The sequence below is a fragment of the Oceanospirillum sp. genome (assembly GCF_048265165.1).
Classification (GTDB): domain Bacteria; phylum Pseudomonadota; class Gammaproteobacteria; order Pseudomonadales; family Halomonadaceae; genus Oceanospirillum.
In genome coordinates this window covers 1-16,771 of record NZ_JBLXCD010000008.1, presented here as the reverse complement: position 1 = coordinate 16,771, position 16,771 = coordinate 1, and the positions used below count along the sequence as shown (strand labels likewise).

Genomic DNA, 16,771 nt, shown 5'->3' with positions numbered 1-16,771 from the left:
AAGACCAAGGGGCAAAGGATAGCGTTTAGCTTGAGGATCGTATTCTGATCTGAAGTTGTGGTGCATGACGCGGTTCGAAAATGATCAGGTTATGGAGTTAGTAGAGGCCGCGGGGGTGAGTAGAGATAGAAGAGGAATGAAAGGAACTACGGGGTGGATACTCACCACTGTCTCGATTGCGGTGAATATCCGAGGGAGATGGTTATTCAACCCATTGGATGATGTGCCATTCCATTTCGTCGGGGTGAACCACTTGTTCGCTGACGGCTCGGCCTTTGATACTTTGGCGGGCTTTGTGGATGCTTTTTTTATCGCCGGTGAGCAGGTGGTGCCATTCTGGCAGAGGTTTACTCTCTTTGATCAGCCGATAGGCGCAGGTATGCGGTAACCAGTCAAAAGCTTGTACGTCTTCTGGCGTTAGCTTTAAACACTCTGGTACGTGCTGTTTGCGGTTGTCGTAATCGTTGCAGTGGCACTGGGTTATATCGAGCAGCTTGCAGGCAACGTCGGTGTAGTAGACGGTGCCGTCGTCTTCATCTTCCATTTTATGCAGACAGCATTTACCGCAGCCATCGCACAAAGATTCCCACTCTTCATGGTTCATATCGGCGAGTGCTTTCTGTTCCCAGAAGTGTTCTGTCTCGCTCATTTTCAGTACTTACCTTCTGTGGGTGCTTTATACAGATCCAGCAGGTATTCATCTTTTTTCGGTGGCATTTGCAGATAAAAGCCTTTTTCGCGGATCTCTCTCAACACATCTTCAGATTTGACCCGGGCAAGGTCTTTCTCTTCTCGGATCAGCATGGTCATGACAGATTTGGGCTTGCCAAAGATCTCCAGCAGTTCTTCGGGTACACGTTTCAGGCCTTCTTTTTTGTCTACGTAAATGTACATCTCATCTTTACGTGGGCTTTTAAATACTTCGCAAATAACTTTCACTGTTTTTCCCGTTATATCGGTATCGGTGTGGGGCGGACTAACTACGCAACTTATCCAGCAGATCGATCAGGGGCTGGCCGACCAGGTTTTCCCGCCATCCACGCCACTCTTCAGGTATAAAGTTGAGTTCACCGCGTATTGCCCGGTTTAATACCTGTTCCATCTGGCGCTTTCTGACCAGAAGTTCCGGTGGCAGGTTATGCGCTTCTGCGACCTGACGCACTTTCTTCTTCATCGCTTTTGACCAGTCCCGGTAAGGGTGGCCGATGGGAGATGGCAGTGAAGTGGGCCACATGGCCTGAGCCCGGTTACGGGCGATATCCACTAGCTCAAGAATATCGTCACCGTCTTTTTTGATGGTGCTGTGGCGAATGCCTTCTATCCGGGACAGTTCCATTCGGTTGGCGGGTAGTTTCAGGGCGATCAGCCACAACAGGTTATCGGAAACCAGACGACCACGGGGGATATTTCGTTCCCGGACTTCCTGTTCCCGCCAGGCAGCTAAGACCTGAAGCACAGCAAGTTGCTCCTGATTCAGCTTCCAGGCCTGCTTGACCCGCAGAAAATAAAATTCATCATCCGGTGCTTGCGCTGACAGATGAATGATCTGTGCGCACTCCTGACGACACCAATCGAAACGATTCTGTTCCTGTAATTTCTGCTCTATTTTGGGCCAGATTTTATACAGATAAAACACATCGGCTGCGGCATAAGCACACTGGCTCTGGGTCAGAGGACGCTGCAGCCAGTCTGATCGGGTTTCCTCTTTTTGCAGGGAGATATCCAGCCAGTTTTCTACCATGCGCTGATAGCCAACGGAGAGGGTTTCTCCAAGAAAAGCCAATGCAACCTGAGTATCCATCATTGGCTTGGGCAGAGTGCCGGTCAGTTTGGTAAAAACATCAAGATCTTCTGAGCAGGCGTGCAACACTTTTAAGGTTTGCTCAGCGTTCAGCACCTGCTTAAAAGGTTCCCAGTCTGAAATGGTAAGAGGATCGATCAGCCAACAGCCTTGGTTGTCCTGTATCTGAATCAGGGCAGCTTTCGGATAGAAGGTGTCCACACGGATAAACTCTGTATCCAGTGCGATAACACTGCAGGTCAGCCAATGGGTGCAGCGCTCTTTCAGGAGGCTGTCAGAATCAATAAAGCGGTATTCGATTGTGTCTTCGGTCATTATTTCGCCATTGGTAACCGGCCAGCCATCGCTCGGCTCAGGGTTCCACCATCAATATATTCAAGCTCGCCACCCACAGGAATACCATGGGCCAGACGGGTTACGGTTACCGGTAAATGCTGCAACATTTCGGAGATGTAGTGCGCGGTTGCTTCGCCTTCGACGGTGGGGTTTGTAGCCAGAATGACCTCTTTGACCAGGTCCCGGCGAACCTTGGCTTCCAGGTGATCCATTCCCAGCGCATCCGGGCCAATGCCGTCAATGGGGGATAGGTGTCCGGTCAGGACAAAATAACGACCATCGAACCCTCCCGCCTGCTCCATTGCAATCTGATCGGCTGGCGTCTCTACAACACATAAAAGCTCACGGTTACGCCGCTCACTTCTGCACAGGCTGCACACGGGCTCTTCTGTCAGGGTTCGACACTCCTGACATTGTCCGACATGCTCCAGAGCACGTTCCAATACTTCTGCCAGTCGGAAGCCACCTTCACGCTCCCGCTCAAGAAGGTGCAGCGCCATACGCTGAGCCGATTTGGGCCCAACACCGGGCAAGCATCGTAAGGCGGTAATCAGTTCTTCAACCAAGGGGCTGAAAGCCATAGCAGATCCTTAATCAGGCCGTTTGTGTCAGGTTATCGTTTTTAGGCTGATCTATGAGAATAAGCGCCAACCAGATCAAGAGAGACCATTATAAAAGTAAAAATGACAACGTAAAAAGCCGCTGATCAGCGGCTTTTTACGCTTGATCAGTTCAGGTTTAACCTTCACCAATCAGAATGGCATTTTAAACCCCGGAGGCATCTGCATGCCACCGGTCAGTTCAGCCATTTTTTCCTGGGTGCTTGTTTCAACGCGGCGTACAGCATCATTAACGGCAGCGGCAAGCAGGTCTTCCAGCATCTCTTTATCTTCACTCATCAGGCTATCATCAATGGAAACAGCGCTAACATCATGTCGTCCGTTCATGGTGACTTTCACCATGCCTGCTCCAGATTCACCCGTCACAGTATGATTAGCGGCTTCTTCCTGCAGTTTCTGCATTTTTTCCTGCATCTCCTGCGCCTGCTTCATCAGGTTACCCATTCCGCCTTTAAACATTATTTTATCCTCAAGTCGCTTGGTCATTCACAGCTTTACCTCATATTAAACGGGTAAAGCGATCTGTCTTTTCCGGTCCCACATGCTCAGATCTGGCTTTGCGTAAGAAACAGACTCACAGTCTAGATCAAAGGTTCCACACTCTCACTCAGAACCTCTGCGTCAAAGTTCTGCTGCAACGCCTGAATAACGGGGTCACGGCTAAAGAGTGCTTCAGCCTGATGCTGCCGTCTCTGCTTCAGAGCGGCTTCATAGTCTTCTGGTGTATCCAGATCTGTGCTGAACGCACTGATTTCAATGGTCAGGGTTTCGTTAAATAGCTTTTGAATACTTGCTTGCCAGCTGGCTTGGCGCTCCGGCGTTAAAAAGTTTTCGGTTACTGCTTTGAGAGCAAACTGCAGATGAGAGCCCTCACGGGACAGCAGGGCCGCATTTTTTGCCAGAGAGCGATCGAGCCCTTTAAGAGGAAGGTGAGCAAATGCCTGCAGCCAGTCCTGATTGGTATTCAGCTGCTCCGGGCAGAGGCCAACAAGGGGCGTGATCTCCGACTCTGCTGCTTCAGGCAGAGCAGTGTCACGCAGGGCCGGTGCCTGCTTTACAAGCTCAGACATGGGTTCGGGCATCATGTCCTGATATTCCGGGGCGTGCGGTGCCGGAACCTGAGCGGGTTGATCTGCCGGAGAACGTTGGTGTTCCTGCACTATCGCATTTGGCACAGCGCCTGAACTTAGCTCAGCCCCCGAACTTAGCTCAGCGCCCGGATTCGGCTCAGAAACAGCCGGCACCGCTTCCCAGGGCGGAATATCATTCCCAGCCGCCGGTGCCTTTTCGGATGCAAAGCCGGTATCTGTGTTCGCTCTGCTGTGCGGCGTAAGATGGTCAGCATTCGCCTCTTGGTTTGGTATCGTAGATTTTTTTGAGGCCTGACTGATTTTATCTGCACTGGCTGATGGAAACTGAACCGTTCTCAGTCCGCTTCCGAGAGAAGCCCTGGCACTTTGCACTCTTGACCCGGCCTCCTGCGGCGGGGTACTTCCGACGCGGTCTTCAACAGGCGGCTCTGGTACAGCTGGCTGCGCAGCCTGGCCTGTCGGTTTCTGTTCGTCTCCTGCAGGCGGTGTAAATTTCACCAGCTGAGGCTCAGGAGCCGGGGTATCAGAATTTAAAGTTGTGTTGTGTCCCGAGTCGTCAGGTATGCCATAGACTCCCTGAGATACGGGCTGAGGTACAGGTGCCGTCTGCGGCGACTCATTCAGAGATAAGTCCGTTAGCTCTTTTTTTTTAGTGCTGTCAGGATGGCTCAATTGCGGAGCATCATCTTCAGGAGCTCCCCCTGAGACGGGTTGCCCTTGCATAGGCATGGCCTGGCTTGGCAGCGGGCTGCCCCCTTCACTAGGCACACCTTGTGGGGCAAAGGCGACCATGCGGATCAATGCCATCTCAAAGCCGGTTCGGGCATCGGGAGCTAAAGGCAGGTCTTCCTGGCTCTTAATCGCAATCTGGTAGTAAAGCTGGACATCCTCTGCGGTGAGGCGGGCAGCCTGAGATAAAACCTGCTCACGATCCCCTTGAGCGTTATCTACTGCGTCCGGGAGCAACTGAGCAATAGCCATGCGGTGCAGATAAAGAGCCATATCTGAAAGAATCGTTTCGAAATCTGCGGCCTGCTCAGAAAGTCGTGTCACCTCAGACAGCAGAGCTTTAGCATCACGGCCAATCAGGTGATCGATCAGAGCGCCAACGTGCCGTTGATCGACCAGGCCCAGCATCTCACTAACCTGAGCGGCATCGATATGCCCCTGTCCATAAGCAATTGCCTGATCGGTCAGGCTCAGTGCATCCCGCATACTGCCATCGGCAGCGCGCCCTAGCTGCCAGAGCGCTGCATCTTCAAACGGAATCTGCTCCTGGGTCAGTACGTTGCTCAGGTGCTCTACCACTCGCTCCGGCGGCATGTTTTTCAGATTAAACTGTAAACAGCGGGACAAAACTGTCACCGGCAATTTTTGAGGATCGGTGGTGGCCAGCAAGAATTTTACATGGGGAGGTGGCTCTTCCAGAGTTTTAAGTAAGGCATTAAAACTATGGGTAGAGAGCATGTGTACTTCATCAATCAGGTACACTTTGTAGCGGCCACGGGACGGTGCATACTGAACGTTATCCAGCAGTTCGCGGGTATCTTCGACCTTGGTTCGGGATGCAGCATCCACTTCAATCAGGTCTACAAAACGTCCCTCATCAATCTCACGGCAACTGCTGCATTCACCACAGGGACGGGATGTTACGCCCGTTTCACAATTCAGACATTTGGCGATAATCCGGGCGATAGTTGTCTTACCTACGCCACGGGTTCCGGTGAACAGGTAGGCGTGATGCAAACGGTCATTATCAAGGGCACTCACCAGCGCTCTGCGCACATGATCCTGCCCAATAAGCTCATGGAAATTTTTAGGACGCCATTTACGGGCCAGTACCTGATAACTCATATAAACCAGTCTGCTTTGTGAAAATTGCGGGCTTAACCCGATTCAAAATACTGCCTGATCAGGCATAAATTCGAGCCTGATATTGTACACTAAATGTTGAATACGGTATTGCACATATTCATGTACCGTAGCGGGGTTTAATCCGCTAACTTATTGCCTTATCAACTTTTTTTCGGCCGAACATGCCGTGCAATATGACTTTCACTGACCACCACTTCCGGTACGTCATCCAGCTGCAGGTCCGGGCCATAAAAGGCATCTAATTTGTGAGTGATACTGTACCAGTAATCAAGAAAGTCTTCTGTGATCTCTTCTTCAATGCGGGTTGCTTCCTGCGTGGGGCAAAAAATGGTGACAATAAACACATTTCGGGCTGTTTCATTGGTTGCGATACGAACATTCAAGTCCGAAACGCTCAAAGCTATTCCCAGACGTTTTTCAATCAAGCTACTGTAGCGGTCGGCAACTTCTTTAAATGGGCTGCAATATTCTCTGACCAGATCTTCCAGATAGAGCCTGGCATCACGAACACTGATGGCATCCGCTTCCCGAACAATGCTGAAACTATGAGCCACATAGCGGCGCATGAAATTAAGGTTCTGAATCACACCGGTACTGAACTTATTGTTCGGAATGACCAGGCTGCGACCGGTGTAAGCGTAGCTCATCCCTTCGATATCAACCTCCAGCAACGTGGTGGTCAGCCAGTCACTACGTACCACTTCGCCATAATGATGCTCTACTTTGATCCAATCACCGATACTGAATGCCCGGCTACTGGCGATGTAAACAGCCCCTAAAAAACATTGAATCTGCTCCCGTGTCCCCACAACCAGTGCAACAGCAAAAGCAGCAATAGAAAGTGCAACAAAACGCAGTTCACTTAACCAAATAATCACCAAGCCGATAATAATGACTAGACTGGTAATGTTGGTAATCGTATTTGTCCAGCGGCGGTGAAGGTTATCCTCATCTTTAACAACGCGCTTTACAAATCTGACAGATAACCAACGCAACAAGAGACAGGTGAAGACAAAGACAAGCGACAAAACCCACTGATTGTCATTGACAATATCTTTCATAGCATCCTCAAGTAATCAATAATGAATAAACTTCGGGTATACGGGATTTTTTATGCTTAGCCCAATAAAAAGCAGATATCTCTGTCAGAAATATGATCGGTAGCGATGTCAGGCTTTGGTGTGTTTCCGCAGATGACAAGAATAACAGAGGTAAAGCTATGGTTTCACTGAAGCACTATATTATTGTTTTTTTTCTGTTGTTATTGGTATCTTTTTCATCCTTTTTACGGGCTGATACCTTTGACAGCCTGTTCGAGAAACACGCTGTCGTTATGCTGCTTATTGAGCCTGAAAGTGGCAAAATATTCCGGGCAAACCAAGCTGCTTCTGAGTACTACGGTTATAGCAAAAATAAACTACAGCAGATGTATATTCAGGAAATTAATACCTTATCTCCTGAAGCTGTGGCGGCTGAACGTGAGTTAGCTCGCAAAGAAAACCGCAACTACTTTATTTTTCGTCACAAACTGGCTGATGATTCGGTCAGGACCGTTGAAGTCTCTGCTGTTCCCTTTGAGCAGAATAAGAAGAACTACCTTTTCTCTATTATTACCGATATTAATGACCTGAGAGCCGCAGAAGATAGTCTCTGGCATTACCAGAACCAGCTGGAAGATATGGTTCAGAAACAGCTGAGCCATCTTCGCTCAAAAGATCTTTTTATCTATACCCTACTAGCGATTGCCTTGGTCTCTCTGCTGTTCGCAACAACGGCTATGGCCTACCTGCTGTACAGGAAACGCCTTCATGCCTCACAACTTCAGGCAGAGAAGACAAGACTGGATGATATTATCTGGGGTACAAATGCCGGCACCTGGGAGTGGGACTGCCTTTCTGAACACATTGCGATCAATCAGCGGTGGGCCGAAATTGCCGGTTTTAAAACGGAAGAGCTAGAGCCACTGACGCTGTCAAAACTTGAATCTATGATTCACCAGGATGATCTTGAAGCAATACGACTCCAGCTAAATGATCACCTGAGCGGTAAAGAAGATTACTATCAATCCGAATACAGAATACGTCATCAGCAGGGACACTGGGTGTGGGTTCTCGACAGAGGGCGCATTGTTAAACAGGACAGATCCGGCAACCCTGTAAGAATCTGCGGCATTCTGCAGGATATATCCGGTGCAAAGCGTACACTTCTGCAGCTGGAACACATGGCCCACTATGATCAGTTAACCCACCTTGCAAACCGCTCTCTGTTCTATGAGCGCCTTAATCATGCATTGGTGAGTGCGAAACGCAGTCCAGACAGTTTTGCTGTTATGTTTCTCGACCTGGATGGTTTCAAAGAGGTTAACGATCAGTACGGTCACCATATCGGTGATGCCCTTCTGATAGAGGTCGCAAAACGCCTGCAAGCGGCGGTCAGGGAGTCCGACACCTGCGCCAGGATGGGCGGCGATGAGTTTGCATTACTGATCGACCACCTGACTGATCATCATGCTGCAGCCTTGGTCGCTGAGCATATCCTGGCCCACCTGCATAGCCCATATGAGCTGGAGGGCCACCGCTTAACCAATCTGTCCTGCAGTCTGGGTATCGCTCTATACCCGGATCATGACGCATCATCGGGCAATAGTCTGGTTCAAATGGCAGATCGGGCGATGTATGAAGCTAAACGGTCCGGCAAAGACACGTTCGTTTTTGCTTGCAATAAAACAGACCGCTTCGAGAGAAGGGCTATAAAAAAAGATAGCTGAAATAGCTGAACCAGGTAATGCTCCATAAAAAATCCGGGGAATTAAATCTTCCCCGGATAAGCAATAAACCCATTAAAGCAGAATCTGTCAGCGTGTCAGCTTTTGCATCTCAACCGCATAAATAACCGCTTCTATTCGCCGGTTCTTGCTATGGGCCGCTTCGTTGTCTGCCGGATCTAACAATCTCGACTCACCATATCCTTTGCTACGTACCCGCTGCGGATCAACCTTAAACTCTTCAATCAATACCCGACTCACAGCTTCAGCACGGGCACGGGACAAGGCCAGGTTATATTCAAAACTCGCCGGTGCCGATGTATGCCCTCCAATCTCAACCGCTGTATCAGGTCGACTTGCCATAAAATCTGCAACCTCTTGGATCTCTGGATAATACTCCGGAGCCAGCTCTGAGGAATCATTCGGGAAAAGAATATTCAGCTGCATCGAGACCACAAACTGCTCGGCTATCGTACAACCGTCCTCATTCACCAGGTATTTGGCAGGTGTTCCTGGGCACAGATCCAAACGATCAATCACGCCGTCCCGATCCAGATCCGATTCCGGCACAGATGTCACCACTGTGCGCACTGGTTTATGGGGAGTCAGAAAACCATGCTCACTGGTATAAAACTGATAGCGAACACCTGCTTTTGCCCCTATATCGGTAAAATCTGTCTTCACTCCCTGGTATGCAACCCCTTCAGCAAAGAGTGACCAACGGGATGACAGCGGCAGACTCCCGCCAAGACCGGCGTTAGCGACAGAGTGCCCAACACCTGGCGTCACGCTTTTAATGCCTGCAAAGACATAGGCATGATTCTTCTCTGTAAACCGGTACATCAGATCAAGGCCTAACCGACGTTCATCACTACCCGATGCCAGCCCTGATGCACGATCATAATCCTGCTGCCCCCATTCAAGACGTGCCCCCCAGCTCGGGGTAAAAAACACGCCAAGTTCAAGCCCTGGGCCCTGGCCTCCATCAAGATAATCAAAGTCCGCGTCTGTTTTCTTTTTACTGTCCGTGGCAACGGCTTCATAAAAACCACCGATGTAGACACCTTCCTGAGCTGAGACCAACCCCGGTGCTAACACCATTCCCGTCATTAACAAAAGCTTGCTGGCTCGCATCTCAAACCCCAAATTCAAAACTGCCTCGGCAGCTGCACAATTAAAGAACAAAAAAAAGCATGGGATGTAACCACCCCATGCCACTTTTTACATCATGAGTGTCTTACCACTCACAGGGTTGATCATCATCTGACAGATAGCCTGTTTCATCGACCATGCTATCAACATCAAGATCACCAAAGTTCTCGGTATCACCATGACTCTGGTCTGCTTCAATCTCACCATACCATCCCTGATCCGAGACAGGTTGCTGTACACCGTTCTCCAGCGCATCCATCAGCCCCTGACTCTGACTTTCTCCAAAGAGGAAGAGATCGTTTTCACCGGTAAGATCAAACTCCTCCTGCTCAGGAATGCCGAAGTCGCTCTCCGAATTACCTGCCAGCGTAAGTTCAGGCTCTTCTGCCGTATCAGGCTCAGCTTGTTCCATATCAGGCTCAGGCTGCGCAGCATCTGTATCGATTTCAGACTCTTCTGTCATATCGTAACCAGACTCAGCTTCTGTAACAGATTCCAGCTCAGACTCAGCTGCCATGGGCTGATCTTCATCAGCTAACAGTTGACCCAGCTCATCCTGACTTACAAGGAAATCTGCTTCTTCGAAGGTAATGACCCGGTCATTTCCGACCTCATCAGCATCGAATACCGCAACCAGCTGACCATCAGCATAAAGGTTGATAGTATCTCCATCCTGATAGTTGAAAGCACCGTGATCAAGCTCCCCGGCCAGCCCTGAACTGGTTTCGTAACTTAGCCCTTCAATCGGCTCTTTGGCGAAACTGCCCGTGATTAGAGGGTCCTCAACAGGAGAAGAGCCATCAGCGGGTAAAGAGCCATCAGCGGGTAAAGAGCCATCAGCGGGTAAATCATCATCAAGATGCTCTTCAAACTCTGTTTGCCCACCATGCTCCTGGAGCATTCTCTGAACATGATCCATCGCCTGCTCTTCAGAGATCGCTGTTTTGCCGGCCAGCTCAACCGCATCACGCACGTCAGCTTCGGTGGCTGTACTCAAGTCTAAAGATACATCTTCATATGCTGCATGCGTTTCCGGGGTAACGGTAATGCCGTTATCCGCATCACCATCCGCATCCAGCGACTGCAGAAAGACGGCCATGTTTTCAACATATTCATCATTCAGGTCAGCACGGGATACGTCCGCCATATCCTGCAAGAAAATATTGGACTGATCAAGATCATCTGGTGCGGCTGTCCCAATCACCACATCCCCAATATTAAAGGTTACAGAATCACCCTCCCGATATTCAAAGTTACCTTCTTCATCGGTTAAACCGGTCAGACCAGAAGATGTTGTATAAGCAATGCCTTCAATCACGCCATCAACAATCGTTTTAGTCTGAATAGCACTCGCATCATCACCAGTACCAGCAGTCCCCATATCCTCTGTAGAGATAGCCGTTGCCTCTATATTCAGGCCGCCAGCACCATCGGAAACAAGAGGTTCAGGACTGGTTAATTTCAGGCCCGCTAACTGATCCGGTGAGAGTGTAATCGAACCGTCTGTGATTGTGAGACTATCACCATTACTGTTCGTTAATGAGCTGCCATCCGGTATGCCATCAACCCGCAAAGATAGCGATTCACTGTCGTCATTGAGTGACGCAGAAAGATCCAGGTCATAAGTGAAAGAACCATCACCATTATCCACTTCATTATCAAGCGCAGGATCATCCAGATTTGGCTGATCAGCCTCTGGAAGAACTTCAATATCAAATGAGCGGGTAACCGCTGTATCCAGAACATCGTCGCCATCAACGGTTTTAACGCTGACGTTCATCGCCATTGTGCCGCTGTAATCTTCCGGCGGTGTCACTTCCAAAGACTCCGCTTGGGAAGCCGTTAAGCCGTTAAAGGTAATAGAACCACCGCCATCGGCAGTACCTGCAATAGGGTTACCATTAATGGAGAAGGTTGAACCTGCTTCATGGCCACTTAACGTCACATTAACCTGTTCCGAGCTATCCTCAAGGGTCAAGTCTAAGCCCAAGTCGATAGCGGTATCTTCCAGGCCACCAGCGCCGGCAGAGTCAATAGTTAAGCCATCTACGACTGGCGTTACGTCCAGATTAAACGACTGAGTTACCGCCGTATCCAGAACATCATCACCATCAACCGTTTTTACATTGATATCAATATTCATGGTGCCACTGTAATTTTGTGGCGGTGTAATACTGAGAGTTTCAGCATCAGACTCCGTCAATTCGCTAAAACCTGCTTTACCATTGCCGCCAACAATCTGGCTCTGCCCGTCAACACTGACAGTAGAGCCTGGCTCCAGTCCGGTCAGAGTTACATTCAATAACTCACTATCAACCAGATTAAGTCCCAGTCCAACATCCACAGCAGATGCATCCTCTGTCACTGTTTTATCAGACACGTTAGTGATGCTGACGTTATCAGCCTCAGGGGCAACGGCAACATGGACAGTCACTGTTGCAGCATCAGTGAGAATATCCAGTACATCTCCATTCTCATCAATCTCTACAGTCTGAACATGAACATCAAGATCCAGATCACCACTGTAATTTTCCTGCGGGATCAATTTGATGCTTTGTGCCTCTTCCGCAGTTAATAGGCTTTCATCAGCCAATAACTGAGTTTGGCCAAGGCTATCAGTGTATTCAGCCTTGAAGCCTGCGTTGGTAAACTCTTCGCCAAATGTAACCTTCAGCTTCTCACTGCCATCCAGATCGGACATGATGACATCAAGGTCAAGTGACATGCCGTCGTTATCTTCAAGGCCCTGAATCTCATTATCCTGAGCACTGCCAGCATCAACTTCCAGGATTTCACTAGCAACGGGATTAATCGTCAACGTAACCGTGTCAGAACCCTGCTCAATCTCTTTTGTAACCTTATCAAAGCTGAATGCTGAAACTTCAACACTAAACTCACCGCCATAGGTTCCTGTGGTGTCATGAAGCACCAGACCGCCGCCATCAGGTACTTCCGATCCTTTAAGAACAATACTCACAGTGCCATCACCGTTGTCACTGTAGTTACCAATCTGGTTACCGGCTGCATCACGTATCACCAGGGCATCTGGTATGCCGCTGATTTTAACAGAAGCAATCTCGCTGCCATCGCTATCATGTTGGAAAACAGACAGATCCAATGGGTAGTCTTCAGCCTCATCAATATCTGCAGTCGGCGTTAAATCTACGTCGATTTGGTCAACCTGTGAGGCCAGATTAATACTAAAAGTATCTGTTATAACTTCTGAAACATCGGAGCCGCCATTAGCATCAATATCTGTCCACTGATAACTGATATCAAAACTATAATTACCGTGGCTATAAGCATCAGGCACAAAAGAAACTGAGCCTAAATGCTCGCCAGCAACCGTGTAAGACCCATCGCCGTTATCAACAACGCCTGGGCCTCGGAGCGCACCGCCACTTTGTGGCGTAATGGTTACATCTCCCTGAAGCTCTTCTGAGCCATCGTTATCCGAAGAGCTGATCTGTAAGTTCAGAGCAATGCCTTCAGAGGCAGGATCATCAATCTCTGTGCCGCCATCAGCGCTCACCGATGCGTCATCCAGCACCGGATTGATATCCAGGGTTATATTTTCAGAAACAAAAGACTGATTGCCGTTGCTGTCAGTGGCAATAATGTCAACATCAAAGCCAGCATCGCCGTTAAAATCAGCATCAGGGTTAAAGTTAATAGCGCCGGTGCCCACATAACTGCCATCGGGCAACTTGTACATACCACTGGTATCTACAGAACCGTTTGTTTCATTGCCATCAATAACATATGACAGATTTGCACCATCTGCAGTGGTTCCATTCAGCACATCAGTTAAGGATGTATCTTCCAAGCCCGTATCTTTATTGCTAACAACGATGGAAGGCCCGCTGCCGCTGCCGCCGCCATCAACCACTAGCTCCCCATCACCATCAACATCTGCAATAGGATCATCGCCACCGGTATACCCGATAGTAAAGGTGTGGGCCTGATCAAAAAGAATATCCCCATCATTCTCCTGACTGACCGGAATAATTTCCAGATTAAGAGAACCATCACCCGCATTAGTCTGAAGAATCTTAATATTGGCTGCATCAAGCGCATCAGCCGACACAACCCAAACACCACCACCAGCATTAATACCACCATCAACCATCCAGGTAGTATTCCCTGCACCGCTCTGGTTCTGAATAATGTAGTACTCAGATTCTGAGGTATCATCTGATGGCGATGTACCCGCAGTATCTTCATGGTAGCTGTCTTCGACATTGTCATTTCGGACAATAATATCTGTCAGTGATGTTGCCGAATCGCCACCCGTTACGTCCTGCACAACGAAGCCATCATAATCTGTATCAGCAACGTCATCGGACGTACCATTAGCAGCGTTATCGGTATCCTCCCAACCATCAGCAACACCGGATACTTTAACGGTATGCCCGGTAACAACCTCTTGAATATCTTCAGCACTGGTAGAGTTATCATCCATATCATCTTTCAGATACCGATGAAACTGGATACCAGACAGTTCCACATTGGAGTGCTGAGGTGCAAGAACCTCAACAGAATCTAAATCACCCTGATCCAGATAAACCAGGTTGTTGACATAATCGATAACCAGGCCGTCGCCCTGAATCTGAATATCTTCAGATGTTTCTCCTAAACCGGGTATCTCAATTTTCAGGTCATAAGTGTTGCCATCATACTCATATTGACCTTCAACTAACTGATCCCCATCACTGGAGCCTACGGTTAACCCCAGCTCAATCCATTCATCTTCGTTGCCGGACGACTGAGAATCGCCATACCCCTCTACTTCCGGTTGCACCACGATATTCATAGTGTGGTCCGATATCAGGGTGTCAGTTTCCTGTCCTGAATTCGGGTCAATATCCAGAACGGTAACGCGAATATCGAAGTCTATAGAACCACTGTAATCCGCATCCGGAGTTTTCAGCTGGATACTGTAGTCACCATCATTAATCTTCTGCAGGGTTTCATTATCGATACGCCAGTCTGTGCCACCACTATCTGCATTCGCCAATACCAGCTGATCAAAGAGTTCGTCACCATTGCTATCAACAATACGCAGGCCAACATCATTCGGCACATTGCGAATCAGTGCATATACTTCTTCAGAAAGGTGTTGCTCTTCACCGGAGGCGATCTGGAAGCCTGACAGATCCTGCCAGTTACCACTTTCAGTCAAAGTGATCGGGGTGTCTGTTCCTGTCACCAGAGGTTCATCAGCCACACTTGTGAGCTGCACCTCAAAAGTATCGGCAACCTCTTTAGTTGCCTCGCCACCGACACTGCCGTCCCAGTTGGGTTCAGTGGATTTCTGGTTAAGAGTCAGCGTAAAGTCTTCATTGCTGTCATGAGCAGGAACCAATTTAAGGTTCTCTACATAAGCATTGAAAGCTGATTTTGAGGTCAGTACAACGTCACCGGGCGAGGCAGTATAATGCTGTCCATCCGGGTCCAGGACAATTTTGATACTATCCAGACTGCCATCAGCACCGTCACCATTTAACAGATTACCGCTCTTATCAAATATAAAAGTATCTGCCGGGATACCATCTATTTTAAGTTCAATAACTTCAGTATTCGTGTATCGGCCTTCCTGGAAGTTAATATCAAGGTCGATGGCCTCTGAAACATCATAAGTGCCATCTGCATTTTGAGTCAGCTCACCGGTGCTCTGATTCCGGCCACTATCTTCAGGAGCAATAACACTGGTTGCAGAAATAAGATTAACATCCAGATCAGCGTCACCGGATACTTTAATCACCAAAGTATCGGCTTCACCCCATTGCTGATTCGTTTGACCATTATCACTCCAACGGTTATCAGAACCACGGCCATCCTCATCACTATCAAGAACAGCAGTTTTTATTTTAAAGCTAAGCTCACCATTGAAGTTAGAGGGCGCTTTAATTTGCAGGGTATCAAGCTTATCCGCCGGGATATCAAAGTAATTCTTTGATGGGTAGAAACTGTGTGATTTTAAAGCACCACTATCGCTCTCGTAACTCAGCTGCGTGCCATTAGGCAGGTTGGTATCACTGTCAAAATAAAAGCGAACCCAAGTATTACTTTCACTGCCGTCAGCATCTCCGGTAGAGGCTGTTAGCTCATTGAATACCGAGCTTCCGTCAGTCCAGCCAGCATCCAGATGCTGCCAACCGGAATCTTCCAGAAGCGTGTCCTGGTATGTGACGGTTTCAGATTCCAAATCACCCAGAGTCCAAGGCTGATCAGCTTCCGGGGTAATCACAATGGATTGGGTAAAAGACACCAGTGAACCGTCTTCAAGAGACAATTCATAATCCAGAGAGATATCTTCACTACTATCAACCGGTGGCGTGATCGTCAGACCCAGTGCTTCCTGCCAGTCAGAAACAGTATACTCACCACCAACAGGGGTCAGCTCGTTTCCATCCTCATCTTTGAGAGTCACTCCGGTAGGAATCCCGGAAACTGTGATTGATGAGAAATCTTCTTCCGGGTGAATGTCACCAAGATGTTCCAGAAGCTGTATTTCCCAGTCACCACCGGCACCATCACCTTCCTGAGTATTACGGTTATCCTCAACACCGCTGAAATCAAGATCACGAATTGTCGTGGTTACACTGGCATCATCATAAGTAACGGTTTCATAAGCACCACCAGGGGTATAGGCAGCATCTTCACTGTATGAGTTTTCCACTAACTCAACAGTAAAGGTTTCATTGTTATCCGCCCAGATATCATCCACAGCCTTAGCACTAAAGGCCTGACCTAAAGTAACTTCTGTCCCTTCTATTCGGTAATCGCCACTTTCAGCGGTGTGATTATCAAAGCGAACATCAACAGTACCCTCCAGATCGACAAAATCACCGGCCTCATTCAGAGCTTTAACAACATAAAACGCACTGGTTTCGCCATCTTCATGGATCTGAGTTGCAGATACCGGATCACCATTATCATCCAGCAGGACATTACCCTGATCATCCGAGGCAAACAGCTTCAGGGTATAGGCACTATCATTATCGCCCGGAGTTGCCGGATCGTTATCCGTCTCATCCAGAATCGTGGTGGTCACGGTATCCGGTGCGTAGGTTACGGTTTCATACTGACCGCTACCATCGGCGGTATTCGCGGCATCTTCGCTGTAGCT

Annotated in this window: 10 protein-coding genes; 1 reads left to right on the top strand and 9 read right to left on the bottom strand. The window is 48.7% G+C overall.

The window, feature by feature from the left end; genetic code table 11:
- Positions 1-202: 202 nt before the first annotated feature.
- The 7 genes from ACN0R8_RS13985 to ACN0R8_RS13955 form a co-directional block, all read right to left on the bottom strand.
- The gene (locus ACN0R8_RS13985) at positions 203-649 is read right to left on the bottom strand and encodes a YcgN family cysteine cluster protein (protein ID WP_417598467.1); all 447 of its coding nucleotides are present in this window, start codon (positions 647-649) and stop codon (positions 203-205) included.
- A gap of 2 nt (positions 650-651) precedes the next feature.
- Positions 652-939, bottom strand: a complete 288-nt coding sequence (locus ACN0R8_RS13980) for a YcgL domain-containing protein (RefSeq protein WP_417598465.1) — start codon at positions 937-939, stop codon at positions 652-654.
- Positions 940-976: 37 nt separating this feature from the next.
- Positions 977-2,116: a ribonuclease D gene (rnd, locus tag ACN0R8_RS13975; RefSeq protein WP_417598463.1), complete on the bottom strand. Its 1,140-nt coding sequence runs from the start codon at positions 2,114-2,116 to the stop codon at positions 977-979.
- Entirely contained in the window at positions 2,116-2,718 is a 603-nt protein-coding gene (recR, locus tag ACN0R8_RS13970) for a recombination mediator RecR (protein ID WP_417598462.1), read from the bottom strand. The genes rnd and recR overlap by 1 nt, the downstream gene beginning before the upstream one ends.
- 171 nt (positions 2,719-2,889) lie before the next feature.
- Entirely contained in the window at positions 2,890-3,216 is a 327-nt protein-coding gene (locus tag ACN0R8_RS13965) for a YbaB/EbfC family nucleoid-associated protein (protein ID WP_078320381.1), read from the bottom strand.
- A 122-nt stretch (positions 3,217-3,338) separates the two neighbouring features.
- Positions 3,339-5,702 (bottom strand): DNA polymerase III subunit gamma/tau, encoded by a 2,364-nt coding sequence (gene dnaX / locus ACN0R8_RS13960; RefSeq protein ID WP_417598459.1) that lies wholly within the window; start codon positions 5,700-5,702, stop codon positions 3,339-3,341.
- Positions 5,703-5,863: 161 nt separating this feature from the next.
- Positions 5,864-6,784, bottom strand: coding sequence for a mechanosensitive ion channel domain-containing protein (locus ACN0R8_RS13955; RefSeq protein ID WP_417598457.1), 921 nt, complete (start codon positions 6,782-6,784; stop codon positions 5,864-5,866).
- A gap of 158 nt (positions 6,785-6,942) precedes the next feature.
- On the opposite strand from ACN0R8_RS13955, the gene ACN0R8_RS13950 reads away from it, so the two are divergent.
- Positions 6,943-8,490 (top strand): diguanylate cyclase domain-containing protein, encoded by a 1,548-nt coding sequence (locus ACN0R8_RS13950; RefSeq protein WP_417598455.1) that lies wholly within the window; start codon positions 6,943-6,945, stop codon positions 8,488-8,490.
- Between the two features lie 87 nt (positions 8,491-8,577).
- Here ACN0R8_RS13950 and ACN0R8_RS13945 read toward each other — a convergent pair whose 3' ends face one another.
- Positions 8,578-9,621 (bottom strand): OmpA family protein, encoded by a 1,044-nt coding sequence (locus ACN0R8_RS13945; RefSeq protein ID WP_417598453.1) that lies wholly within the window; start codon positions 9,619-9,621, stop codon positions 8,578-8,580.
- Positions 9,622-9,724: 103 nt separating this feature from the next.
- Positions 9,725-16,771, bottom strand: a 7,047-nt coding sequence (locus ACN0R8_RS13940) for a hypothetical protein (RefSeq protein ID WP_417598451.1), incomplete at its 5' end; no start/stop codon positions are given.

Coding starts and splice junctions, on each gene's coding strand:
- ACN0R8_RS13985 (WP_417598467.1), bottom strand. CDS start 649: ATGAGCGAGACAGAACACTTCTGGGAACAGAAAGCACTCGCCGATATG.
- rnd (WP_417598463.1), bottom strand. CDS start 2,116: ATGACCGAAGACACAATCGAATACCGCTTTATTGATTCTGACAGCCTC.
- recR (WP_417598462.1), bottom strand. CDS start 2,718: ATGGCTTTCAGCCCCTTGGTTGAAGAACTGATTACCGCCTTACGATGC.
- ACN0R8_RS13965 (WP_078320381.1), bottom strand. CDS start 3,216: ATGTTTAAAGGCGGAATGGGTAACCTGATGAAGCAGGCGCAGGAGATG.
- dnaX (WP_417598459.1), bottom strand. CDS start 5,702: ATGAGTTATCAGGTACTGGCCCGTAAATGGCGTCCTAAAAATTTCCAT.
- ACN0R8_RS13955 (WP_417598457.1), bottom strand. CDS start 6,784: ATGAAAGATATTGTCAATGACAATCAGTGGGTTTTGTCGCTTGTCTTT.
- ACN0R8_RS13950 (WP_417598455.1), top strand. CDS start 6,943: ATGGTTTCACTGAAGCACTATATTATTGTTTTTTTTCTGTTGTTATTG.
- ACN0R8_RS13945 (WP_417598453.1), bottom strand. CDS start 9,621: ATGCGAGCCAGCAAGCTTTTGTTAATGACGGGAATGGTGTTAGCACCG.